This is a genomic window from Streptomyces sp. XM4193, assembly GCF_023072595.1.
Classification (GTDB): Bacteria; Actinomycetota; Actinomycetes; order Streptomycetales; family Streptomycetaceae; genus Streptomyces.
Genome location: NZ_JALLGK010000001.1, coordinates 1,686,912 through 1,709,332 on the forward strand (window position 1 = coordinate 1,686,912; position 22,421 = coordinate 1,709,332).

19 protein-coding genes and 2 pseudogenes are annotated in these 22,421 nt (G+C 72.1%); 10 read left to right on the forward strand and 11 right to left on the reverse strand.

Features of this window, described 5'->3' with window-relative positions:
- Positions 1 to 180 precede the first annotated feature (180 nt).
- Genes araB through araA form a run of 3 tightly spaced genes read left to right on the forward strand, consistent with a single transcriptional unit; the run spans position 181 to position 4,062 of the window.
- Complete coding sequence (gene araB / locus MTQ01_RS07080) at positions 181 to 1,860, forward strand: ribulokinase (protein WP_247487528.1); 1,680 nt, start codon at positions 181 to 183, stop codon at positions 1,858 to 1,860.
- On the forward strand, positions 1,857 to 2,522 hold the full coding sequence (locus tag MTQ01_RS07085; RefSeq protein WP_247487531.1) for an L-ribulose-5-phosphate 4-epimerase: 666 nt from the start codon (positions 1,857 to 1,859) through the stop codon (positions 2,520 to 2,522). Before araB ends, MTQ01_RS07085 begins: the two co-directional genes overlap by 4 nt.
- 46 nt (positions 2,523 to 2,568) lie before the next feature.
- The gene (araA, locus tag MTQ01_RS07090; protein WP_247487533.1) at positions 2,569 to 4,062 is read left to right on the forward strand and encodes an L-arabinose isomerase; all 1,494 of its coding nucleotides are present in this window, start codon (positions 2,569 to 2,571) and stop codon (positions 4,060 to 4,062) included.
- Between the two features lie 184 nt (positions 4,063 to 4,246).
- Here the strand turns inward: araA and MTQ01_RS07095 are convergent.
- Positions 4,247 to 5,053: pseudogene (locus MTQ01_RS07095) on the reverse strand (glycoside hydrolase family 16 protein); the annotation flags it as partial.
- Between the two features lie 552 nt (positions 5,054 to 5,605).
- On the opposite strand from MTQ01_RS07095, the gene MTQ01_RS07100 reads away from it, so the two are divergent.
- Complete coding sequence (locus MTQ01_RS07100) at positions 5,606 to 6,490, forward strand: GntR family transcriptional regulator (protein ID WP_247487535.1); 885 nt, start codon at positions 5,606 to 5,608, stop codon at positions 6,488 to 6,490.
- Positions 6,491 to 6,572: 82 nt separating this feature from the next.
- Here MTQ01_RS07100 and MTQ01_RS07105 read toward each other — a convergent pair.
- Positions 6,573 to 7,344, reverse strand: a pseudogene (locus tag MTQ01_RS07105) (class I SAM-dependent methyltransferase).
- A gap of 449 nt (positions 7,345 to 7,793) precedes the next feature.
- Between MTQ01_RS07105 and MTQ01_RS07110 the strand changes: the two are divergent.
- The 4 genes from MTQ01_RS07110 to MTQ01_RS07125 all read left to right on the forward strand — a co-directional run bounded on the left by MTQ01_RS07110 (position 7,794) and on the right by MTQ01_RS07125 (position 13,079).
- Positions 7,794 to 10,073, forward strand: coding sequence for a glycosyltransferase family 4 protein (locus MTQ01_RS07110; RefSeq protein WP_247487537.1), 2,280 nt, complete (start codon positions 7,794 to 7,796; stop codon positions 10,071 to 10,073).
- Between the two features lie 113 nt (positions 10,074 to 10,186).
- Positions 10,187 to 10,684, forward strand: coding sequence for a YchJ family protein (locus MTQ01_RS07115; protein WP_247487539.1), 498 nt, complete (start codon positions 10,187 to 10,189; stop codon positions 10,682 to 10,684).
- 166 nt (positions 10,685 to 10,850) lie between these two features.
- Positions 10,851 to 11,441 carry a dihydrofolate reductase family protein gene (locus MTQ01_RS07120; RefSeq protein ID WP_247487541.1) on the forward strand — a complete coding sequence of 197 codons (591 nt, stop codon included), beginning with the start codon at positions 10,851 to 10,853 and terminating at the stop codon, positions 11,439 to 11,441.
- A gap of 165 nt (positions 11,442 to 11,606) precedes the next feature.
- Entirely contained in the window at positions 11,607 to 13,079 is a 1,473-nt protein-coding gene (locus MTQ01_RS07125; RefSeq protein ID WP_247487543.1) for an FGGY family carbohydrate kinase, read from the forward strand.
- A gap of 97 nt (positions 13,080 to 13,176) precedes the next feature.
- On the opposite strand, the gene MTQ01_RS07130 is transcribed toward MTQ01_RS07125, so the two are convergent.
- Positions 13,177 to 14,136, reverse strand: coding sequence for an NAD(P)-dependent alcohol dehydrogenase (locus MTQ01_RS07130; protein ID WP_247487545.1), 960 nt, complete (start codon positions 14,134 to 14,136; stop codon positions 13,177 to 13,179).
- Positions 14,137 to 14,238: 102 nt separating this feature from the next.
- Here MTQ01_RS07130 and MTQ01_RS07135 point away from each other — a divergent pair, with 102 nt between their 5' ends.
- Positions 14,239 to 14,964: a TetR/AcrR family transcriptional regulator gene (locus tag MTQ01_RS07135; RefSeq protein ID WP_247487547.1), complete on the forward strand. Its 726-nt coding sequence runs from the start codon at positions 14,239 to 14,241 to the stop codon at positions 14,962 to 14,964.
- Between the two features lie 61 nt (positions 14,965 to 15,025).
- Here the strand turns inward: MTQ01_RS07135 and MTQ01_RS07140 are convergent, their stop codons facing one another.
- Both MTQ01_RS07140 and MTQ01_RS07145 read right to left on the reverse strand, forming a co-directional pair.
- Positions 15,026 to 16,396 carry a sigma-70 family RNA polymerase sigma factor gene (locus tag MTQ01_RS07140; protein ID WP_374207619.1) on the reverse strand — a complete coding sequence of 457 codons (1,371 nt, stop codon included), beginning with the start codon at positions 16,394 to 16,396 and terminating at the stop codon, positions 15,026 to 15,028.
- Between the two features lie 147 nt (positions 16,397 to 16,543).
- Positions 16,544 to 17,431: an alpha/beta hydrolase gene (locus MTQ01_RS07145; RefSeq protein WP_247487548.1), complete on the reverse strand. Its 888-nt coding sequence runs from the start codon at positions 17,429 to 17,431 to the stop codon at positions 16,544 to 16,546.
- An 80-nt stretch (positions 17,432 to 17,511) separates the two neighbouring features.
- Between MTQ01_RS07145 and MTQ01_RS07150 the strand changes: the two genes are divergently transcribed.
- A complete protein-coding gene (locus tag MTQ01_RS07150) occupies positions 17,512 to 18,018 on the forward strand; it encodes a CGNR zinc finger domain-containing protein (protein WP_247487550.1) in 507 nt (168 codons plus the stop codon).
- Positions 18,019 to 18,127: 109 nt separating this feature from the next.
- On the opposite strand, the gene MTQ01_RS07155 is transcribed toward MTQ01_RS07150, so the two are convergent.
- From MTQ01_RS07155 to dnaG, 6 genes are all read right to left on the reverse strand, one after another.
- Positions 18,128 to 18,340, reverse strand: a complete 213-nt coding sequence (locus tag MTQ01_RS07155) for a DUF397 domain-containing protein (protein ID WP_247487552.1) — start codon at positions 18,338 to 18,340, stop codon at positions 18,128 to 18,130.
- A gap of 50 nt (positions 18,341 to 18,390) precedes the next feature.
- A complete protein-coding gene (locus MTQ01_RS07160; protein ID WP_247487554.1) occupies positions 18,391 to 18,603 on the reverse strand; it encodes a DUF397 domain-containing protein in 213 nt (70 codons plus the stop codon).
- Between the two features lie 108 nt (positions 18,604 to 18,711).
- Positions 18,712 to 18,927, reverse strand: a complete 216-nt coding sequence (locus tag MTQ01_RS07165) for a DUF397 domain-containing protein (protein WP_247487556.1) — start codon at positions 18,925 to 18,927, stop codon at positions 18,712 to 18,714.
- Positions 18,928 to 19,039: 112 nt separating this feature from the next.
- Complete coding sequence (locus MTQ01_RS07170) at positions 19,040 to 19,234, reverse strand: DUF397 domain-containing protein (RefSeq protein WP_247487558.1); 195 nt, start codon at positions 19,232 to 19,234, stop codon at positions 19,040 to 19,042.
- Positions 19,231 to 20,073 carry a helix-turn-helix transcriptional regulator gene (locus tag MTQ01_RS07175; RefSeq protein WP_247487560.1) on the reverse strand — a complete coding sequence of 281 codons (843 nt, stop codon included), beginning with the start codon at positions 20,071 to 20,073 and terminating at the stop codon, positions 19,231 to 19,233. The genes MTQ01_RS07170 and MTQ01_RS07175 overlap by 4 nt, the downstream gene beginning before the upstream one ends.
- A 390-nt stretch (positions 20,074 to 20,463) precedes the next feature.
- The gene (gene dnaG / locus MTQ01_RS07180; protein ID WP_247487562.1) at positions 20,464 to 22,365 is read right to left on the reverse strand and encodes a DNA primase; all 1,902 of its coding nucleotides are present in this window, start codon (positions 22,363 to 22,365) and stop codon (positions 20,464 to 20,466) included.
- Positions 22,366 to 22,421 lie beyond the last annotated feature (56 nt).

The window sequence follows — 22,421 nt, forward strand, 5'->3', positions numbered from 1 at the left end:
CGATAACACTGCTGGAGCGGCGGCTCGTCCACACCGGCCGGTTCGCCCTTGCCGCGGCGCTTCCGCCTCCGGGTCGCCGGCCCGACCGCCGCGCACCCGCGTTCCCGACCGCGACCCGACGACCGACGCCCCGACCGGTGCATCCCGGAGCGGGGCCCGTACTGAGTGAGGTGGGCTCCCGTGGCCGACGAAACAGACCCGCTGGTGGTCGGTGTCGACTTCGGCACCCTGTCCGGCCGTGCCGTGGTGGTGCGGGTGCGGGACGGTGTCGAGCTGGGCAGCGCCGTGCACGAGTACCCGCACGCGGTGGTGGACCGGCAACTGCCCGGCTCGGGCGCGCCGTTGCCGCCGGACTGGGCGCTCCAGGTGCCCGCCGACTACGTCGACGTGCTGGGCGGCGCGATACCCGCGGCCCTGGCGGACGCGGGTGTCGATCCGCGGCGGGTGATCGGTGTCGGCACCGACTTCACCGCCTGCACCATGGTCCCGGCCACCGCCGACGGCACCCCGCTGTGCGAACTGCCCGCCTTCCGGGAGCACCCGCACGCGTACGCCAAGCTGTGGCGGCACCACGCCGCCCAGCCGCAGGCCGACCGGATCAACGAACTCGCCGCGCGACGCGGGGAGAAGTGGCTGCCGCGCTACGGCGGGCTGATCTCCTCGGAGTGGGAGTTCGCCAAGGCGCTCCAGATCCTGGAGGAGGCGCCGGAGGTGTACGCGGCGCTGGAGCGCTGGGTGGAGGCCGCCGACTGGATCGTCTGGCAGCTCACCGGCTCCTACGTCCGCAACGCGTGCAGCGCCGGCTACAAGGGCATCTACCAGGACGGCGCGTATCCCTCGGCGGAGTTCCTGGCCGAACTCAACCCGGCTTTCGCGGACTTCGTCACCAGCAGGCTCGACCAGCCGATCGGCGAACTGGGCGCCCGCGCCGGTTCGCTCACCGCCCGGGCCGCGGCGCTGACCGGGCTCCCCGAGGGGATCGCGGTGGCGGTCGGCAACGTGGACGCGCATGTCACCGCGCCCGCCGCCGGAGCGGTCGAGCCGGGGCAGATGGTGGCGATCATGGGTACCTCGACCTGCCATGTGATGAGCAGCGACGTGCTGCGCGAGGTGCCGGGCATGTGCGGGGTCGTCGACGGCGGGATCGTGCCCGGTCTGCACGGCTACGAGGCCGGGCAGAGCGGCGTCGGCGACATCTTCGCCTGGTACGTGGACAACCAGGTTCCGCCGCGCTACCACGAGCAGGCGCGCGAACGGGGCGTCTCCGTGCACGAGTTGCTCTCCGAGCTGGCCGCCGGGCAGCGGGTCGGCGAGCACGGGCTGATCGCCCTGGACTGGCACAGCGGAAACCGCTCGGTCCTCGTCGACCACGAGCTCTCCGGGCTGGTGATCGGCCAGACCCTGGCCACCCGCGCGGAGGACGTCTACCGGGCGCTGCTGGAGTCCACCGCGTTCGGCGCACGCGTCATCGTGGAGAACTTCAACGCGTCGGGGGTGCCGGTCACCGAGTTCATCGTCGCGGGCGGGCTGGTGCGCAATCCGGTTCTGATGCAGATCTACGCCGATGTGCTCGATCTGCCGCTGTCGATCATCGGCTCCAGTCAGGGGCCGAGTCTGGGAGCCGCGATGCACGCGGCGGTGGCGGCCGGCGCCCACCGGGACATCAGGGCGGCGGCGGAGGCGATGGGTTCGGTGCGCCGGGCGGTGTACGTGCCCGATCCGGCGGCGGCCCGCGCCTACGACCGGCTCTTCGCCGAGTACCTGGCGCTGCACGACCACTTCGGTCGTCGGGGCAACGACGTCATGCACACCCTGCGCGCGCTGCGGCGCGACGCCGTCGAGGCGGGAGAGAACGGATGAGGGAGCACGAGGCGGCAGTGCGGGCGCTGCGGAAGACCGTGGCGGACCTGCACACTGAGCTGACCAGGTACGACCTGGTGACCTGGACCGCCGGGAACGTCTCGGCGCGGGTGCCGGGTGCGGATCTGATGGTGATCAAGCCCTCCGGGGTCTCCTACGACGACCTGGGCCCCGAGTCGATGGTCGTCACCGATCTCCACGGCGAGCTGGTGGAGGGCGACTTCGCGCCCTCCTCGGACACCGCCGCCCACGCCTACGTCTACCGGCACATGCCCGAGGTCGGGGGAGTGGTGCACACCCACTCCTCGTACGCGACCGCCTGGGCGGCGCGCGGCGAGCCGATTCCCTGTGTGCTGACGATGATCGCCGACGAGTTCGGCGGCGACATCCCGGTCGGCCCGTTCGCGATGATCGGGGACGACTCGATCGGCCGCGGCATCGTCGAGACGCTGCGGGAGAACCGTTCCTCCGCCGTGCTGATGCGCAGCCACGGCCCGTTCACCGTCGGGAGGGACGCCCGGGCCGCGGTGAAGGCGGCGGTGATGCTGGAGGACGTGGCGAAGACCGTCCACTTCGCGTACCAGCTCGGTACGCCCGAGGCCATCGACCGCGCGTCGGTCGACCGCCTGCACGAGCGCTACCAGAACGTCTACGGCCAGTGACCGGCGACGTCCGCAGCCGGTGGCCACGAGTACGAGGGGCAGAGGGATGACACGCGAGGACGCGCCGCAGATCTGGTTCCTGACGGGTAGTCAGCACCTGTACGGACCCGAGGCGTTGGCGGTGGTCGCCGACCAGTCCCGGGAGATCCGGCGGGAGTTGGACGCCTCGGCGAGCATCGTGCCCGAGATCGTCTGGAAGCCGGTACTGACCGACTCCGCCGCCATCCGGCGCTGCCTGGAGGAGGCCAACACCGACCCCTCCTGTATCGGTGTGATCGCCTGGATGCACACCTTCTCGCCGGCCAAGATGTGGATCACCGGTCTGGACGCGCTGCGCAAGCCCCTGCTCCATCTGCACACCCAGCTCAACCGCGCGCTGCCCTGGTCGACCATCGACATGGACTTCATGAACCTCAACCAGGCCGCCCACGGCGACCGGGAGTTCGGCTACGTCCAGACCCGGATCGGCGTCGCCCGCAAGACGGTGGCCGGTCACGCCTCGGACCCCAGAGTGGCCAGGCGGGTCGGCGAGTGGGCGCGGGCGGCGATGGGCCACCGTCGGATGAGCACGCTGCGGGTGGCGCGGTTCGGCGACAACATGCGGGACGTCGCCGTGACCGAGGGCGACAAGGTCGAGGCCGAACTGCGGTTCGGCGTCAGCGTGAACACCTACGGAGTGACCGAGCTGGCCGAGCTGGTCGACGCGGTGCCCGACCTCGCGGTGGACGAACTCGTCGACCGGTACGCGCAGGAGTACCGGCTCGCGCCCGAGCTGACCCCGGGCGGTGCGCGGCACGATTCGCTGCGCTACTCCGCACGGATCGAGGCCGGACTGCGCGAGTTCCTGGAGCGCGGCGGCTTCGGCGCCTTCACCACCAACTTCCAGGACCTGGGCGGCCTCCGGCAGCTGCCCGGCATGGCGGTACAGCGGCTGATGGCCGACGGCTACGGCTTCGGCGGCGAGGGCGACTGGAAGACCGCGGCACTGCTCGCCGGCGCCAAGGCGATGGGCCCGCAGGCCTCCTTCATGGAGGACTACACCTACCACTTCGGCCCGGGACGGCCGAAGGTGCTCGGCGCCCACATGCTGGAGGTGTGCCCGACCATCGCTGCGGGCCGGCCCTCCTGCGAGATCCATCCGCTCTCCATCGGCGACCGCGAGGACCCGGTGCGGCTGGTCTTCGACTCGCAGCCCGGGCCCGCCGTCGTCGTCGGCCTGGTCGACCTCGGCGACCGCTTCCGACTGGTGGCCAACGAGATCGACGTGGTCGCCCCGGACGAGCCGCTGCCGCGGCTGCCGGTGGCCCGCGCGCTGTGGGAGCCGCGTCCCTCGCTGCCGGTCTCCGCGGAGTGCTGGCTGATCGCGGGAGGACCGCACCACACGGTGCTCACCACGGCCGGTGCGGAGGTGCTGCGGGACTTCGCCCGGATCACCGGCACCGAGTTCGTGCTGATCGACGGGGAGACCCGCACCGAGGAGTTCGACGACCGGCTCCGCTGGAGCCAGGCGTACCACCGCCTGGCGCAGGGGCTGGGCTGACCCCGGCGGCGCCGGTCCTGCGTGCGGCGGGCCCGGCGCCGCCGGCCCCGTGGGGCGGTGGGGGCGGACGGATCGGATCCGCTCCCACCGCGTCCCCACCGGGTGCCGGTTCGACGTCCGGTGCCGCGGGCCGGTACGCGCGGTACCGGACGCGCGGTCCGGGCCTCACCGTCCGGGCTTCGGGTCAGGGCTCGGGGATCTCGTCCACGAACGGTGTGCCGGAGGCGCGGTAGTCGGCGACCCGGTCGGCCACCTCGGCCGGGCTGAGGACCTGGTCCTTGACGTGCAGGACGTAGTCGACCTGCTGGTCGTAGGCACGGGGCTCGTCGGAGGTCAGGGCGTCCAGATCGATCAGCCACTGGTTGAAGTTGATCGACATCGGCCGTTCGGGCAGGTACTCGGCGCCGTGGGTGCCGAAGTGCTGTCCGTCGACGTAGTAGGTGATCTCGCGGTCGTCGATGGTGACGACCAGATCGCGCCAGCCGGCGTGCCCCGAGCGGTCGGCGGTGTGCTCGTTGACGGCTTCCCAGGGCTCGGGGTTGTAGGTGTCCCAGGAGGTGACGAAGAGAGTGTGGTCGCTTTCGCCCCACCCTCCGTTGGGCAGGTACTCGAAGTCGTACTCCGAGTAGTCCTTGGCCATCGGCGCCTTGAGGTCGTTGATGGTGAAGAACGCCTGGACGAGGCGGTCGCCGTCCGGGCCGTGCTTGGGCTCGTCGGCGAACTTCACCCGGGCCGCGTAGGTGCCGTTCCTGAACTTGGTGCTCTTGGTGAGGATCTCGGTGTGCGTGGTGCTCGCGCCCGTGCCGGAGGTGGAGGTCTCCAGGTTCATCACGGAGTCGCCGCCGTCGTTGTGGAAGGTGACCTTCGAGGGGTCCCAGGTGGCGCCGGGCACCCCGGGGCCGCCGGGCGAGGAGCGGACGTGCCAGCCGTTGGAGCCGAGCGCCGGGTCGGTGTGGGAGCTGTAGGCGAAGTCGTCGAAGAGCGCCTCACCCGCGCGGTGTTGCACCTCCTTCGCCTCCGGTGCGGCGGTGGACGCGGAGGCGGGCAGGGTGGCCAGTGCGGCGGCGCCGCCGAGCAGCGCGGCGCAGGCCAGCGTCGTACGCAGGTGGCGGGAGTGGGTGCGCATCGTGCGGTCCCTTCGGTGGGGGAGGAGGAACGGCGGTGGGCGCCCGCGGGGGAAGCGGCGAGCAGGCCCGGGCCGGGCACGGCGGTTGGTCCGGGGTGCGCCGGGGCGGACTTGACCAGTGGGGAGGGGCGGCTTACCAGTTGGGCGCGGGCTCGACATTGGCATGGACCATTCCGGTCGTCAAGTACCCGTGCGTGCACGGGATTTGAGGGCTGAGAGCGCTCTCGCCCCGGGGTTGACCAGTGGGTGGATACTGGTCAACCGGCGGCCGGTGCGGCTCCGGCCCGCCGGTGAACCGGCCCACCGAGTCCGCCCGTCGGTGAACTGCCGTCCGCGAGCAGCCCGTTGCCGACCGCGCGGGCCGAACTGCCCGCCGCCGCCCGCACGTTGCCGTCGACCGAAGAGAGTGCCTGCCGGATGACGATCGACCCCGCCGCCTCGGGTGCGGTGCTCAAACGCGAACGGGTCCGTCAGGCGATCCTCGAACTCCTGGAGACGCGCCGTCCGGGCGACGCCATCCCCTCCGAACGGGCCCTCTGCGCCGACCTCGGCGTCTCCCGCCCCACCCTGCGGGCGGCCGTGGACGAGCTGGTCCGCGAAGGGCTGCTGGTGCGTGAGCACGGCCGGGGCATGTTCGTCGCCCCCGAGAAGATCGTCCAGGAACTCGCCCCGGAACAGGGCGCGTTCAGCCTGCCCCGGGCCGCGGGGGTGTGGAGCAGCCGGTTGCTGGAGTTCACCGTGGTGCCCGCCGGTGCGCGGGTGGGGCGCCGGTTGCGGATGTCGCCCGCCGGGCGGGTGCGGTACGTGGTCAGGCTCCGGCTGGTCGACGGGGTGCCGATGGCTCTGGAGTATCTGCATCTGCCGCTGGAGCGCGTCCCCGGGCTGACCGCGGCCGAGTTGGAACGGGGGCGTCTGCACGAGCAGTTGCGCACGCGGCACGGCGTGCACGTCCGGGAGGCGGTGCAGTCGATCGAGCCGACCGTGGCCACTCCCGAGGAGTCCCGGCTGCTGGAGGTCCCCGAGCTCTCGCCCGCGCTGCTCTTCGAGCGCCTGACCACGGACACCGACGACCGTCCGGTGGAGTACGTGCACGCGCTCTACCGCGGCGACCGCTACCGGATCGTCTCCCGGCTCTCCCTGGAGCCCCCGCAGGGGTCCCCGTCGGACGCCCCGCCCCCGCCGGTGTCCTCGCCGGTGGAGCACCACCCCGGCATCCCGCCGGGCGACCTGTCGGCAGGGGCGCCGGTCGCGTACTCGGCGCGGGGCGAGGTGCAGAACCGCCAGGGCCGGCTCCGCGGCTGACCCGTCCCGTCCTGCCGTCCCGTCCTGCCGTCCCGTCCAGTTCTGTCCCGCCCCGTTCCGGTGCGCGTGGACGGCTGCCGATTCAGGCCGGCTTGCGCCACACCGAGACGTGCTTCGGGGAGTCCCCGGTGAACGGTGTCCCGCTCCAGTCGCCCGTGCGCCGCTCCAGCTCCAGTCCGGCGATGCGTGCCATCAGGTCGAGCTCCGCGGGCCAGGCGTACCGGTGCCGCGAAGCGCCCCGCCGGAAACGGACACCGTCGCCGGTCGCTGCTTCGTCTGCCCCCCGGGTCGTCGGCGCGGGTGAAGTGGTGCGAGACGAGGAGCTGTGCGACCAGGTCGAAGGTGTCGAAGCCCAGATGCCGCTCGGAGACGTCGAAGGGGACCGCGTTCTGGCCGGGCGGCAGGGACCGCAGCGGCGGTACGCCCAGCTCGACGACGAACCGGCCGCCGGGCGCCAGGTGCCGGGCCGCGTTGCGGAAGCACTCGACCTGCTCGTCCTGGGTGAGCAGATTGGAGATCGTGTTGTAGACGAGGTAGACCAGCGAGAACTCGCCGGGGACCACGGTGGTGGCCATGTCTCCGACGGCGACCGGGAGCCGGTCCTCGTCGATCTTGCGCCGCAGCACCGCGACCATGTGCGGGGAGAGCTCGATCCCGGCCACCGGCGTGCCGCGTTCGCGCAGTGGGCACCCCACTCTTCCGGTGCCGATGGCGAACTCCAGCGCCCGGCCGTCCCCGGCCAGCTCCGCCAGCAGGTCGAGCATCGGCCCGAGCGTCTCGGCGGAGGAGTTGGCGCGTTCTTCGTCGTCGTAGCGTTCGGCGGTACCGCGGCTCCACACTTCGCTGCTCGTCATGGGCACGGACTCTGCACGCCGCCCGGGCCTGCTGTCGAAGGATTTGTTCCGTTCCGCCGCCCGGTGTGCCCGCCCGGTGTGCCAGCCCGGTGTGCCCCGCTCTGTGCGCCCGGCCTCCGCCGCGACCTGCGCGGAGTGCGGCTTTCGGTACCCCGTTCGGGCCCGGGTTGCGACCGGTGAACTGCGAACCCACCATGGGGCCAAAAGGGGTAATCGGTGTCCGCGGATGCTTTTCGGGCGCCTTCGGTTCCCGATTTGAGTCGACCGGGGAGTGGTCTTTAGCGGCTTTTGACCGGAGGTGTGACCTGCGTCGCCCCTCCGCGTCCTCCGGCAACCTCCCGGCTCCCACGGGCTCTAGTCCAGTGCGAAACGCACCGGCCGAGGTGGAGCACCCCGGCCCCGAACTCGCCTTCCCGCAACGGTGGTTGGCGTGCGCATGGGGGACTGCTGTGAAGATTTCCTTTCTGATTTACAACCTCTACGGCATAGGCGGCACCATCCGCTCGACGGTGAACCTCAGCGCCGCGCTGGCCGCGGCCGGGCACACCGTCGAGATCGCGTCCGTCTACCGCACCGCGGCCGAACCCGCACTCGCACTCGGCCCCGGCGTCACCGTGCGTCCGCTCATCGAGTGGCGCCGCGGAGAGCCCGGCTGCGCCCGCCGTACGCTCGCCGCGCAGCGCCCCAGCAGCATGTGGCAGGACTCCGGGGTCGCCTTCGGCCCGCTCGCGCCCTCCCGGCTGACCGACGAACGCGTCCAGTCCCATCTGCGCCGCACCGACGCCGATGTCGTCATCGCCACCCGCCCGCTGCTCAACGGCTACCTCGCCCGCTACGGGGATCCCCGCTGCCTGCGCATCGGCCAGGAGCACCTCACGCTCGAAATGCACAACGAGCAGCAGCGCGCCGACCAGAACCGCGCGCTCGCCGAACTCGACGCCTTCGTCACCGTCTCCGAGGCGGACGCCGCCCACTACCGCGCCGCCCTCCCCGACGTGACCACCCGCATCACCTGCATCCCCAACGCCGTACCGCGACCGCGCGTGCGACGCGTCACCGGCAACACCCGGACGATCGTCGCCGCCGGGCGCCTGGCCAAGGTCAAGCGGTACGACCGGCTGATCGACGCCTTCGCCCGGGTCGCCCCCGACTACCCGGACTGGTCGCTGCGCATCTACGGCCGCGGCAAGCAGGCCGGAGCGCTGCGCCGCCAGATCGACCGGCTCGGGCTCTACGACCGGGTACGGCTGATGGGCGCGGTCTCCCCGATCGAGACCGAGTGGGCCAAGGGCGAGCTGGCGGCGGTCAGTTCGGACAACGAGGCCTTCGGCATGACCATCGTCGAGGCGATGCACTGCGGCCTGCCGGTCGTCGCGACCGACTGCCCGTACGGACCGGGGGAGATCATCAGCTCCGGCACCGACGGGTTGCTCGTCCCGCTCTCCGGAGGTGCCGACGCGCTCGCCGACGCGCTGTGGATCCTCATGGGCAGCCGGGAGCGTCGCGAGGCGATGAGCGCCAGGGCGGGCCAGAAGGCCGCGCGCTATGTGCCGGAGCTGGTGGGGCAGCGCTATCTGGACCTCTTCGAGGAACTCGGCGCACCGCGGGCCGCTGTGCCGCAGCAGTCCGCGGACGGGGTCGGGGCGGTGCGACGGCTCCGGGAGGCCTTCCGTCGCGGGCTGCCCGCCGCGGTCCCGCGCGTCCGCCGGGCACCGCGCGAGGAACTGGCCCCGATCGCCGACTGCGTGGTCGCGCCGGACGGTTCGCCGGTCTTCGGCCTGGACACCGACCGGCTGCCCTCCGGCCACTGGGACCTGCTGTTGCGCAGACGCAAGGACTCCGGGCACGAGGATGTGCGGCTGCCGCTGCCGCCGCGTTCGGAGGCGCGCGAAGGACGACTGGACGTCGTGCTCGACCGCGACGGCCACCGGCTGGCCGAAGGTCGCTGGGACCTCTACCTCGCCCCGGCCAAACGCCCCGGCAGGGCCGAGAAGCAGGGGCGGCGGCTGCGGATCGAGTCGGGCGTGGTCGAACAGGGCGAACTGCTGGCCCTGCCGCTGCGGTCCGACCCGGAGGGCGTGAGCCACTGGATCCCGTACGGCACCGTCGAGGGCAACCTCACCCTGCGCACCTGGCTGCGCCCCGCCCACGCCGAGGTCGACCGGGTGCACCTGGCGGCCGACGGAACAGGCGCCGGCCGGGCGGACGGAACGACCGACGGCTGGGTGGCCGAGGCGACCGGCGGCTCGGTGGGCGGAACGGGCAGCGAGACGCTGACGGTGGTGCTGCGGCTGTACGGCGCGGCGCGCGACGCCGCCCGGCCCCGGGTGCGCGCGGTGCCGCGGGACTCCGACGTGCTCGCGGTCGACTGCCCGACCGCATGGCTGTCCGACAGCGAACACCCCGGCGGAGAGGTGGTCTTCACCCTGCCGCTGCGGGCGCTGCTCGCGCAGTGGGAGGGCGAACGGACCCTCTGGGACCTGGAGTTCACCGCCGAGCCGGGGGCCGAGCCGGTGCTGGTCAGCAGAGTGCGGGGCGACGCGGCCGACCGCAAGGAGACCGATGTGATCCCGCCCGCCCGCATCCGCGACACCCGACTCCCGGCCCGGATACGCCCGTACTACACCCTGCGCAACGAACTGGCCCTCGTCGTCCGCGCCCTCGACGTCGCGGCGCAGGCACCGTCGGCCCGCACCACCGGCGAATCGGGCCACCCGACCGCGGCGTAGGCGGCGCGTGCCCGGTCCGACGGTACGGGCGCGCGGGACGTACGGAGCCGACGCGGCGGTACGGGGGCGGGCCCGCTCGGTGGGACGGCTGCCTGCCCGGCGACAATGGCCCCATGACCGGACGACCCCGTTCCTCCGCCCGTACCGCCGGTGCCGCCCGTACCGCCGGTGCCGCCCGTACTGCCGGTTCTTCCCGCACCGCCGGTTCCGCCCGCGACGCCCGTCCCGCGCTCTGCCCCTGCGGCAGCGGCGCGGGGCTACCGGAGTGCTGCGGCCCGCTGCACAGCGGCGCCGCCGCCGCGAGCACGCCCGAGCAGCTGATGCGCTCGCGGTACAGCGCCTTCGTGCTGCGCGACGAGGCGTATCTGCTGCGCAGTTGGCACCCCCGCACCAGGCCGGGTGCGCTGCGGCTGGAGGACGGGGTGCGGTGGCTGCGGCTGGAGATCCTGGCCAGTGACGACGGCGGGCCGTTCGGCGCCGGCGGCACGGTGGAGTTCCGGGCGTACTTCAGCGATGACGGCCGTCCCGGCGAGCTGCACGAGAAAAGCCGCTTCGTGCGTCATCAGGGCGCCTGGGTCTACGTCGACGGAGACCTCGACCCGGGCGCATAGCCCGCCCGCGCCGCCACACCACGCGCGCCGCGCGCGGTGTGCCGACCGTGCGCGGTGCGCCCGTCCGTACGCCGCGCTGCGCGGCGAACACCCTGGCTGCGCCCGGAGGTTGCGCGTTGGGCATGATGTGGGCGCACTGCCCTGATCCGTCGTCCCGGAGAGCCACATGCGCAAACTCGTCTACTACGTCGCCTCCACGCTCGACGGTTTCGTCGCGGGCCCCGACGGAGCCGACCCGTCCGGCCCGGAGGGCTTCTGGCCGATCCCCGAGGACTATGTGCGGCACATGATCGAGACGTATCCGGAGACGCTGCCCGGCCCGGCCCGGCAGGCGATGGGCGTCACGGCCGAGGGAACGCACTTCGACACCGTCGTGGAGGGGCGCGCCTCGTACGGGGTCGGTCTGGCCGCGGGTGTCACCGACGCCTTCCCGCACCTGCGGCACCTGGTGTTCTCCACGACGCTGGCCGAGAGCCCGGACCCGGCCGTCGAGGTGCTGCGCAGCGACCCGGCGACGACCGTGCGGGAACTCAAGCAGCAGGAGGGCAAGGACATCTGGCTGATCGGCGGCGGGAAGCTCGCCGGCTCGCTGTACACCGAGATCGACCGGCTGATCGTGAAGCTGGGCCCGCTGACCATCGGCAGCGGCATCCCCCTCTTCGGCCGCGACGCCGCCTTCGACCCCCGTGTCTGGACCCTCACGGACCATGTGGCCCTGGAGAGCGGGGCGCTCTTCCTCACCTACGACCGCCGCTGATCCGCGCACGCCGCCGCTGTCCGGCCCCGCCCGCGGCCCACCCGCGTCCCCGGGCGGAACCGGTCCGGACACGACGGCGACGCGACGGGGACGGGCGGGCCCCGGACATGGCCCGGTGAGCCCCTGGGACCCGTCACATCGGGCGGTACGGCATCATCTCCACCCATGGGGATCGTCGCTGGACTGGACAGCTCGCTCGACAGCACCCGCATCGTCGTGTGCGACACGGACACCGGTGCCGTCATCCGGGAGGGGTACGCGGCCCACCACACCGCTCCCGAACCGGACGGCGGCAAACCGACGCGGGCCGATCCGCAGGCCTGGCTGATGGGCTTCGGCGAGGCGGCGGGCGGCGGGCTCCTGGAGGGCGTACAGGCCATCGGGGTCTCCGCGCAGCAGCAGGGCGTCGTACCGCTCGACCACCACGGGAACGCGGTCTGCCCCGCGCTCGTCGGCAACGACCCGCGCGAACAGGGCGCCGCCACCGACCTGATCGACGCGCTCGGCGGCCGGTACGCCTGGGCGCAGGCCGTCGGCTGCGTACCGGAGGCCGGGCGCGCGGTGACCAAGCTGCGGCAGCTGGCCCGTACCGAGCCCGCCGCCGCGGAGCGCGTCGCGGCCGTGGCGCAGCCGCACGACTGGCTGACCTGGCAGCTGCTCGGCCGTCCGGCGCGCCGCACCACCGACCGCGGCGACGCCTCCGGCACCGGCTACTGGTCGGCGGCGGACGGGAGTTGGCGTCCCGACCTGGTCGAGCTGGCACTCGGCCACCAGGCCGGACTGCCCGAGGTGCTGGCCCCCGCCGAGGCTGCCGGACGCACCCCCGAGGGGCTGCTGATCTCGGCCGGCACGGGTGAGACCATGGCCGCCGCCTTCGGACTCGGCATCAGCGACGGCGACGCGGTCGTCTCGCTCGGTGCCTCCGGCTCGGTCTCGGCGATCCACCACTCCGCGCTGGCCGACCCGACCGGCACCATCACCTCCTTCGCCGACGCCACCGGCCGCCATCTGCCGGTCGTCCGCACCCAGAACGCCGTACGCGCGCTCCGGGGCACCGCGGAACTGCTCGGCGTCGACCTGCCCGGCCTCTCCGAACTCGCCCTGCGCTCGACCCCCGGTGCGCACGGGCTCGTGCTGCTGCCGTACCTGGACGGCGAACGCACCCCCGAACTCCCGCACACCGCCGGCACGTTGGCCGGGCTGCGCCGGGAGTCGATGAAGCCCGAGCATCTGGCGCGCGCGGCGTTCGAGGGCATGCTCTGCGGTCTGGCGGACGCGCTCGGCGTCCTGCGTGCGCGAGGTGTCCAGGTCCGGCGGGTCTTCCTGCTCGGCTCGGCGGCCGGGCTCCCCGCGGTCACCCGGCTGGCACCAGCGCTCTTCGGCGCCCGGGTCGTGGTGCCCGAGGCAGCCGACTACACCACGCTCGGCGCCGCCCGGCAGGCCGCCTGGGCGCTCGGTGTCCACGACGGCCGCCTCGGCGCGTACGACCCGCCGGTCTGGCCGGCCGCCGCCGGCGAGGTGCACGATCCGGGCGAGGACGTCGCCGTCGGCCAGGCGGTGCACCAGCAGTACGCGGCGGTGCGCGACGAGCGCCACCCCGGCGCCTTCGCCGCGACCAGCGGCCAGACCGCGACGTAGCGACGCGTCCGCCCCGGCACCTGCGCGTCCGCCCCGGCACGTGCGCTCGGCGCCTGCGTTCGGCTTCCTGCGTTCGGCACCTGTGCTCCGGGCCGGCTCAGGGGATCCGCAGCACGTGCTTCCCGCGTACGCCGCCCGCCTCCAGCGCGCGGTGGGCGTCGGCGATCTCGGCCAGCGGCCGGACGGTGTCCACGACGGGGCGGACGGCTCCGGTCTCGACGAACCGGGTGAGGTCGGCGAGGAGTTCGCGCTGCGGATTGCCGCTGAAGACCCGCACCCGGCGGCGGCCGTGCACCGCGGAGCCCAGGATGTAGCCGAGGCCGGCCAGCACGTGCTCGGTGTCGAAGGCGACGGCCACCATCCGTCCGCCCGGGGCCAGCAGTCTGCGGTAGGCCGGGTGGTGGGTGCCGACGGTGTCGAGGACGACGTCGAAGCTGTCCAGATCGGCGGCGTCGGTCGTGGTGTGGCTCAGGGCCTCCTCGGCGCCCAGTTCGCGGACGAAGTCGAGGTTCCTCGGGCCCGCCAGCCCGGTGACATGCGCGCCGAGCGCCTTGCCGAGCTGGACGGCGACGCTGCCGACCCCGCCGCTTGCTCCGCGCACCAACAGCCGCTCGCCCGGGCGCAGTTGCGCCTTGTCGCGCAGTGCGGTGATCGCGGTCGTACCGGTTCCGGGCAGTGCGGCGGCCTGCACGGCGTCCACCCCCGCGGGAGCGGGGGCGAGCCGTCGGGGGTGGACGGCGACGTACTCCGCCGCGCTGCCGAACTGTCCGCGCGGCAGCACGCCCCACACCTGCTCGCCCGCCCGCGGTCCGTCCGCCGCGGCGCCGCCCGGGACGACCTCTCCGACGAAGTCCAGGCCGGTGCGCTGGGGGAAGCGGCGCCCGGTGACCAGGCGGACGCGCCCCGCCCGGCCGTGCAGTTCGCCGCCGTTGACGCTTGCCGCACTGACCCGCACGAGGACCTCGCCGGGCTTCGGCACCGGGACGGGCACCCGGCCCACGTACAGCACCTCGGGCGGTCCGTAACTGTCGTAGAGGGCTGCCAGCATCTCGTTCACTTCGCTGTCCCGTCAGTCGGCGCGGTGGGTACCGCGGGCCTGTTTTCCCACGTTAACCAGGGAAACGGACGGGCCCTTCCGGTTGCCGTTAAAGTGAGAGACATGCGCGACCAGCCTTCTCACAAGGACCTTCCCGCCGCGGCGGCCGGCGGTGCGTCGGACGGGCTGCGCATCGACGCCCGCTACAACCGCGAGCGCATCCTGCGGGCCGCCCGCGAGGCGTACACCGCGCACGGAATCGACGTGCCGGTCGCCACCATCGCCCGACGCGCGGGTGTCGGCGTCGCCACCGTCTACCGCCGCTTCCCGACTCGCGCCTCACTGGTGACGGCGGCCTTCTCCCGTCAACTGTCGCGCTGTGTCGGGGTGTTGGACGAGGCGCTGGCGGACCCCGATCCCTGGCACGGTTTCTGCACGCTCATCGAGCAGGTCTGTGCGATGCAGGCCGCCGACCGCGGCTTCACCGAGGCGTTCCTCTCCGAGTTCCCGGACAGCGGCGAGTTCGGCCGCGAACGCGACCGGGCCGACGAGGGGTTGGCCCGGCTCGTGCGTGCGGCCAAGGGGACCGGGAAGCTGCGTGCGGACTTCGAGGTCTCCGACGTCGTGCTCCTGCTACGGGCCAACTGCGGTGTCGTCGGGGACTCGGCGCCGGGTTCGACGGCGGCTTCCCGGCGCCTGGTGGCCTACTTCCTGCACTCCTTCCGCGCCGAGCACGCAGAACCGCTGCCCCCGCCCGCGCCTCTGGACCTGCCCGGCCCCCTCCGCAGCCGGAACGGGAACGCGGGCGGCCGGGACGCGGGCCGGGAGGGGAGCGCGGGCGGGGCGTGAACGCGGGCGGCGAAAGGAACGCGGGCGGGGACGGGAACGCGGGCGGGGCGCGGGCCGCCGATCAGTCGAGGTAGCCCCGGAGTTGACCCGCGTAGGTGTGGTCGCGCAGCTTGCCGAGCGTCTTGGACTCGATCTGCCGTATCCGCTCCCTGGTCACGCCGAAGAGCCGGCCGATCTCCTCCAGCGTGCGCGGCTGCCCGTCGCCGAGCCCGTACCGCAGCTGCACGACCTTGCGCTCGCGCTCGCCCAGCGTGGAGAGCACCGCCTCCAGATGCTGGCGCAGCAGCAGGAACGCCGCCGACTCCACCGGCGAGGGGGCGTCGCTGTCCTCGATCAGGTCGCCGAGGTCCACATCCTCCTCCTCGCCCACGGGGGTGTGCAGCGAGATCGGTTCCTGCGCCAGCTTCAGCACCTCGGCGACGCGTTCCGCGGTGATCCCCAGATACGTCGCGACCTCCTCGGCCGGCGGCTCGTACCCGCGTTCCTGGAGCATCCTGCGCTGGACCCTGATGACCCGGTTGATCAGCTCGACGACGTGCACCGGCACCCGGATGGTGCGCGCCTGGTCGGCCAGCGCGCGCGACATCGCCTGGCGTATCCACCAGGTCGCGTAGGTCGAGAACTTGAAGCCGCGGGCGTAGTCGAACTTCTCCACGGCCCGGATCAGGCCCAGATTCCCCTCCTGGACGAGATCGAGCATCGTCAGTCCGCGGCCCACGTACCGCTTGGCGATCGAGACGACCAGTCGCAGGTTGGACTCGATGAGTCTTCGCTTGGCCAGCCGACCGCGCACCACCAACCGGTCGAGATCCAGGGCGAGTTCGGTGTCGGTCTCCTGTCCGCCGCGCAGCCGCTCCTCGGCGAAGAGGCCGGCCTCCACCCGCTTGGCGAGCTCCACCTCCTCCTCGGCGCTGAGCAGCGGTATCCGCCCGATCTCCCGCAGATACTGGCGCAGCAGGTCCGCGGACGGCCCGTCCGGGCCCCGGCCGCCCTGGGACGGCACCCGCGCGGCCCGGCCCGACGCCCTTCCGCCGATCGCGAGCGGGTCGATCCGCTCGTGCGGGGACGTCGGCTCGGGTCCGCCCTCGTCGATCGGTACGCCGTCGGGAGGCACGTCGACGCGCGTTGCTCCGCGCGGATCGGCGGGAGCGGAACCGTTCTGCGGGGCCGGGACGGCGGTGGCCGTACCGGTCGGGCTCAGAGTCTGCACGAGGGCGACCTCCACGGTGATCGCTGCCTTACACGGGCGACGTGCGAACCGGGAAAGGCGCGAGGGGCCGTCTCGGCTCGGCGCTTGAGTCCTTCCCCGTACGGGTGTCTCTGCCACATCGGCCGAGTCACCGTGCTCCAGTGTGGGGTACGACCTACGGGGGTCAGTAGGGGTATGCGCCCATTTTCTGGGCTTCGCGCTCACCGCACGCGTCGGTAGCACTACGCGACGGAACCGGTGATGCGTCAACTCCGCTGCGGCGCCGGGCAGTTCGCCGCGTCACCGGCCCCCGGCGGACAGGTCCGCACGCGCTCGGACCGCGCTGGATCCGTATGCGCTCGGCCCGGGTCGCGCTCGGCCCGTACCCGCTCAGGTGTCGGTGGCGTGCCGTCCGGCGAGCAGGCGCGGCCGAAACCGGAGGACGGCGTCGGCGACCTCGTCGAGATGGCTCTCCAGCAGGAAGTGCCCGCCGTCCAGCAGCAGCACCTCGGCGTCCGGGGCGTCCCGGCGGAAGGCCTCGGCCCCGGCCGGTCCGAAGATCTCGTCGTTGCGGCCCCAGACCGCCAGCACCGGGACGCCGCTGGAGCGCAGCCACGCGTGCACCGCCGGATAGAGCGGCGGATTGCTGGAGTAGTCGGCGAACAGGGCGAGTTGGGCACGGTCGACCCCCGGCCGTCCCAGCAGGGCCAGATCGTGCTCCCACGCGTCCGGTGCGACCAGGCTCGGGTCCGGCACGCCGTGGGTGTACTGCCACTCCACCGCCTCCCGGCCCAGGGCCGGCCGCAGGCGTTCCTCGTTCTCCGGGCCGCTGTCCCGGCCGTAGGCCCAGACCGGCGCCCAGAAGTCGGGTGTGAAGCCGGCGTCGTAGGCGTTGCCGTTCTGGGTGACGACGCCGATCACCGCCTCGGGGTCGGCCAGCGCAAGGCGCCAGCCGATCGGCGCCCCGTAGTCCTGCACGTAGATGCCGTAGCGCCGCACCCCGAGGACGGCGAGCAGCTTTCGGGTCACGTCGGCGAGCGCGTCGAAGGTGTAGTCGAACTCGTCTGTGTCCGGCGCCGAGGACCGGCCGAAGCCGATGTGGTCGGGTGCGATCAGCCGGTAGGGACCGGCAAGCGCCGGGATCAGATGCCGGAACATGTGCGAGCTCGTCGGATACCCGTGGAGGAGCAGCAGCACGGGCGCGTCCTCGGGCCCCGCCTCCCGGTAGAAGACCCGCAGTCCGTCGATGTCGGCGGTCCGGTGGTGCACAGCAGTCACGGTAACCTCTTAAAGTGAATTAACCGGTTAGGTTAGGCTGATGATGCACCGACCTGCTGCGAGCGTCAAGGAGAGTGGAAGTGGCCGAGGTGGACGACGAGGAACTGCTGCTCGCCGTGCTCAACAGCTCGCCGGTCGTCGACGGTCGGCCCACCGACCTGCTGCACGGACCGGAGGCGGCGAACCGGTCGCGGGCGCTCGGCGGCTGCGGTTCGGAGCAGGAACGCGACCGGCTGCGCCAGGTGCGCGACACCCTTCAGCGGCTGATCCGCGAGGACTCCACGGAGACCGACGGGCTCGTGCCCGCGCTGGAGCACGCCGGCCTGCGACCCTCGGTCTCCGTCGGGGGAGTCGCCTGGGAGCTGGCAGCCCCGCCGGACGACGAACTGGCCGCCCGTGTGGTGCTCGCCTGGTCGCGCGTGATCACCGAACTGCCGGGACGACTCAGGGCCTGCGCGAACGAGGAGTGCAACCTCTACCTCGTCGACCACAGCCGGCCCGGCACCGCCCGGTGGTGCTCCATGGCCGTCTGCGGCAACCGGATGAAGGCCCGCACCCACGCACGCAGACGACGCGTGGAGAAGTGACGGCCGGGGCACGGGAGAAGTGCCTGGCGGGGCACGCCCGTGCACACCACGCCAACTCCCCTGAGGGAGACGGGGGTTCGCGCGCTCGCCGCTCGCCGGGTCGGGGCCGTCAGCCCGTGAAGTCCCCGGCCTTCACGGCGGAGACGAACGCGTCCCACTCGGTGGTGGAGAACACGAGTCCCGGACCGGCCGGATTCTTGCTGTCGCGGACGGGGAGAACGCCGCTGTGACCGTCGGCGATCTCCAGGCACTCGCCTCCGTCCTGGTTGCTGTGGCTGGACTTGCGCCAAGTGACGTGAGTGAGGTCGGGGCCTGTGTGCACGAAGTCCTCCGGTCGTGTGGGCCGGTGGGATGCGGGAGTCGCTGCCAATGTCATGCGGAGAAACCGCCGGTCTTCACCGAAGAGATGAAGACTGCCCAGCCGGCGGCAGGGAACACCAGCACCGGCTCGGTCGGCGTCTTGCTGTCGCGGACGGGGAGAATGCCGGTGAAGTCGTCGGCGACTTCGAGACAGTCACCGCCGTCCGGATTGCTGTGGCTCGATTTACGCCAAGCGGTAGTGGCGATTTCGGGACGGGAGGGCATGGAACCTCCGAGGACTGGCCGGGTGTGTGAACCGTGGTTGTTCGGTGCCGGGCCGTGCTGAACTCCGCCAACTCGCGGTCGATTGGACGGGGTTCGAGGTGTGCGGTGTCAGCCGGAGAAGCCCCCGGTCTTGATTGCGGAGACGAATGCGTTCCAGTTGTCGGCCGGAAATACGAGCACGGGCCCGGTCGGCCTCTTGCTGTCGCGGACGGGCAGGACGCCGGTGAGATAGTCGGCGACCTCCAGACAGTCACCGCCGTCCGCATTGCTGTGGCTGGACTTGCGCCAGGTGAGTGGTGGGACGCGGAGGTGGTGGGTGTGCATGAGTGCCCTCCGGATGATGGTGCCGGCGGTGTACTTCTCAGGCTGCCCGGTGGGGAGGCGCGCCGAACCCCGTCTGATTGTGGTGAGTTGACGGGGTCCGGCGCGGCACGTGTCAGGCGGAGAGGTCTCCGGACTTCACGGCGTCGACGAAGTTGCTCCAGTCGTGCGCGGTGAAGAGGAGTGACGGACCGCTCGGGTTCTTGCTGTCCCGGACGGGGAGGACACCGACATGCTCGTCGGCGACCTCCAGGCAAGAACCACCGTCGGAGTTGCTGTAGCTGGACTTGCGCCAGGCCGTAGTCGTCATGTCGAAGCGGAATCGCATGGCACGCCCTCCACGAGGTTGGTGATCAACGCGTGTGTCTCGGCAACGCTCAGTGCTTGGTCGCGCACACGATCGTAGCTGAGCAACAGATGCTCGACGGCTGCTGTTTCCTCCACAAGCTCGCCTCGGTGTGATGTCTCCACCCAGGCCACCGTGACTGCCGAGGGGAGTCTGAGGAAGTCAACGTAGGTGTTGGCGAGTACGTGCGGACCGGTGCTGAGCGGTACGACCTGGAGTGAGACATCCACGGGGCCGGAACTGTCAATGAGCGCCCGCAGTTGTTCGCGCCACTCGGAGGCGTGGGTGATCGGAGTGCGGAGGGCGGCCTCGGAAACGATCGCGCGAAGTTTCGGAGGCTTGCTCCCCGCGAGGAGATCCTGTCGTCCGATCCTCGCTTTGACCTGCGCTTCGAGCTCTGTGCCCTTGAGTCCTCCGGCGCGGAGCACGGCCTCGGCGTACGGCGGAGTCTGCAGCAGGCCGGGGACGATGGCCGGTGAGTAGATCTGGATTCCGGTCGCTTCCGCTTCCATGGCCATGTAGCGGCGGTAGCGGGCGCGGAACTGGCTGGGGTCCTTCTGGGCCAACTCCCAGAGGATCAGCAGGTAGTTGGTGCGGTAGAGGCGGTCGAGGTCCTGGACCATCTCGGGGCCGCCCAGGGTCTCCCCGAGTTCCATGCGGCCGAGGTGGGAGTGGTCCCAGGTGATCTCCCTGCCCACCTCGCGGAGGGTCTTGCCGTACTGCCTGCGGCAGGACCGCAGTTCTTCGGCGAACCGTGCCCGGGGGTCCTGCGAGCGACCGGTGACGGCCCTTCTGATCGGCATCAAGTGCTCCTGTCGTGCGCGGTGTTGCTCAGGAATGGCCGTGGCGTTGTGAAGGGTGTCCTCGCAGGGGGCTGGCTGCATGGGTTGCGAACGGTCACCCGCTGTTCACGATCGACACCGTAGTGCCACCCGTCGCAGGTGGCAGGGGTCCCGAGTGGGCGGCCGGAAGCTAAGGAGGCGCACGCCGGCGATCTTGGGGCTCATTCCCTAAGTCGCTCTGGAGGAAGGGGAGTTGGAGACCCAAGAGCAGTCCTACGAATAAGGCTTCAGCCGGTCTCGACTAAGGAGCGGGGGCCCGGTTCGACTGAGTCGGCGGGCCGGTAACCGCGACGTGCACGCGGACAACCGCAACAGCCGGCGCGCGCCGCGAACCGTCTCGGGCGGGTACGGCTACAGCGCTGCGGCGCCGCGCTCGCGGAGGGCGGTGGCGTACTGCTGGAGCACCCACAGCTCCTGCCACAGCGGCGCCGACCGGGCGCCCGCGCCCTGGGCGTCCAACCGGCGGGCGCTGCCCTCCAGTTCGGCGGTCCGGGAGCGCACCGCCGCCAGTCGTACGGCGACCAACTGCTGACCGGCGTACAGCTCGTCCGGATCGCCGCTGCCGGGGCTGCGCGGGGTCTCGACGGCCAGCTCGGTGATGGTCTTGCGCACGGTGTCGTCGGGCGCGGTCTCCAGCACGCGCGAGAGGTAGTCGCGGTCCGCACGCTCGACTCCGCCCGCGGCCTCGATGGTCTCGCGGACCGTGGCGTACGGCTGCGCGGTGAACTCGTCCGAGCCGTAGGCGTCGAAGGCGGGTGAGACCAACTGCGGGTACTGCAGCGCGAGTTTGAGCAGCTCCCGCTCGACCAGCTGGCCGGGGCTGCGCAGATGCAGCGGCGGCCCGCTGATCCGAGGGGCGGTGGGCGCGGACTGCATCGAGGGGTCCTGGGCGTTGCGCGGGCCGCGGCCCTGGCCGCCGCCGTCGCGCTTCCAGCGGGCGAGCTGCCCCACCCGCCGGACCACGAACTGGGTGTCCAGGATGCCGAGCAGGCCGGCCAGCCGTACCGCGTACTCGTGCTGGAGCGAGCCGTCCTTGATCTGGGCGACGACCGGCGCTGCCGCCTCCAGGGCGGCGGAGCGGCCCTCCGCGCTGTCGAGGTCGTGCTCGTCGACGATCTGGCGGAGCACGAACTCGAACAACCGCGAGCGGCCTTCGACGAGTTCGGTCACCGCGCGGTCGCCCTTGGCGAGCCGGAGATCGCAGGGGTCCATACCGCCCGGGCTGATCGCGATGGAGGTGCGGGCGGCGAATTTCTGGTCGTCCTCGAACGCCCGCCGGGCCGCCTTCTGCCCCGCGGCGTCGCCGTCGAAGGTGAAGATCACCTCGGTGCGGGAGTTGTCCATCAGCACCCGGCGCAGGATCTTGATGTGGCCCTCGCCGAAGGCCGTGCCCGAGGTGGCGATGGCGGTGGTGACGCCGGCGAGGTGGCAGGCCATGACGTCGGTGTAGCCCTCGACGACGACGGCCCGGCCCTCCTTGGCGATGTCCCGCTTGGCCAGGTCGATTCCGTACAGCACCTGGGACTTGCGGTAGATCGGCGTCTCGGGCGTGTTGAGGTACTTGGGGCCGTTGTCGTCCTCGCGCAGCTTGCGGGCGCCGAAGCCGACCACCTCGCCGGTGATGTCCCGGATCGGCCACATCAGCCTGCCGCGGAAGCGGTCGATCGGTCCGCGGCGGCCGTCCTGGGAGAGCCCGGAGAGGATCAACTCCTTGTCGGTGAAGCCGCGTCCGCGCAGATGGCGGGTGAGATGGTCCCAGCCGGCGGGGCCGTAGCCCACTCCGAAGTGCTCCGCGTCGGCGGGCTTGAAGCCCCGCTCGTGCAGGAAGGTGCGGGCGATCTGGGCCTCGGGGCTGTCCAGTTGCTCCGCGTAGTAGCGGGCGGCGGCCTTGTGCGCCTCGACCAGCCTGGTGCGTTCGCCCTGCTGGCTCGCCCGGCCGTAGCCGCCCTCCTCGTAGCGCAGCGTGAGCCCGGCCTGTGCGGCCAGCCGCTCGACCGCCTCGCTGAAGCTGAGGTGGTCGACCTTCATCACGAAGGCGATGCTGTCGCCGCCCTCCTGGCAGCCGAAGCAGTGAAAGAGGCCCTTGGTGTTGCTCACATGGAAGGACGGGGTCTTCTCGTCGTGGAAGGGGCACAGGCCCTTCTGGTTGCCGCCGCCGGCGGGGCGCAACTGGAGATACTCCGAGACCACGGCATCGATCGGGACCGCGTCCCGCACCGCGCGTACGTCCTCGTCGTTGATCCTTCCCGCCACACGGCAAGTCTACGTTCACCGGTCGCCGACCCGACCCGGCCCCTCGGCCACGTACG

What these genes read in the sequence shown, in the direction of transcription:
- MTQ01_RS07085 (WP_247487531.1), top strand. Translation starts at nt 1,857, where the DNA reads ATGAGGGAGCACGAGGCGGCAGTGCGGGCGCTGCGGAAGACCGTGGCG.
- araA (WP_247487533.1), top strand. Translation starts at nt 2,569, where the DNA reads ATGACACGCGAGGACGCGCCGCAGATCTGGTTCCTGACGGGTAGTCAG.
- MTQ01_RS07100 (WP_247487535.1), top strand. Translation starts at nt 5,606, where the DNA reads ATGACGATCGACCCCGCCGCCTCGGGTGCGGTGCTCAAACGCGAACGG.
- MTQ01_RS07115 (WP_247487539.1), top strand. Translation starts at nt 10,187, where the DNA reads ATGACCGGACGACCCCGTTCCTCCGCCCGTACCGCCGGTGCCGCCCGT.
- MTQ01_RS07120 (WP_247487541.1), top strand. Translation starts at nt 10,851, where the DNA reads ATGCGCAAACTCGTCTACTACGTCGCCTCCACGCTCGACGGTTTCGTC.
- MTQ01_RS07125 (WP_247487543.1), top strand. Translation starts at nt 11,607, where the DNA reads ATGGGGATCGTCGCTGGACTGGACAGCTCGCTCGACAGCACCCGCATC.
- MTQ01_RS07135 (WP_247487547.1), top strand. Translation starts at nt 14,239, where the DNA reads ATGCGCGACCAGCCTTCTCACAAGGACCTTCCCGCCGCGGCGGCCGGC.
- MTQ01_RS07160 (WP_247487554.1), bottom strand. Translation starts at nt 18,603, where the DNA reads ATGCCCTCCCGTCCCGAAATCGCCACTACCGCTTGGCGTAAATCGAGC.
- MTQ01_RS07165 (WP_247487556.1), bottom strand. Translation starts at nt 18,927, where the DNA reads ATGCACACCCACCACCTCCGCGTCCCACCACTCACCTGGCGCAAGTCC.
- MTQ01_RS07170 (WP_247487558.1), bottom strand. Translation starts at nt 19,234, where the DNA reads ATGACGACTACGGCCTGGCGCAAGTCCAGCTACAGCAACTCCGACGGT.
- MTQ01_RS07175 (WP_247487560.1), bottom strand. Translation starts at nt 20,073, where the DNA reads ATGCCGATCAGAAGGGCCGTCACCGGTCGCTCGCAGGACCCCCGGGCA.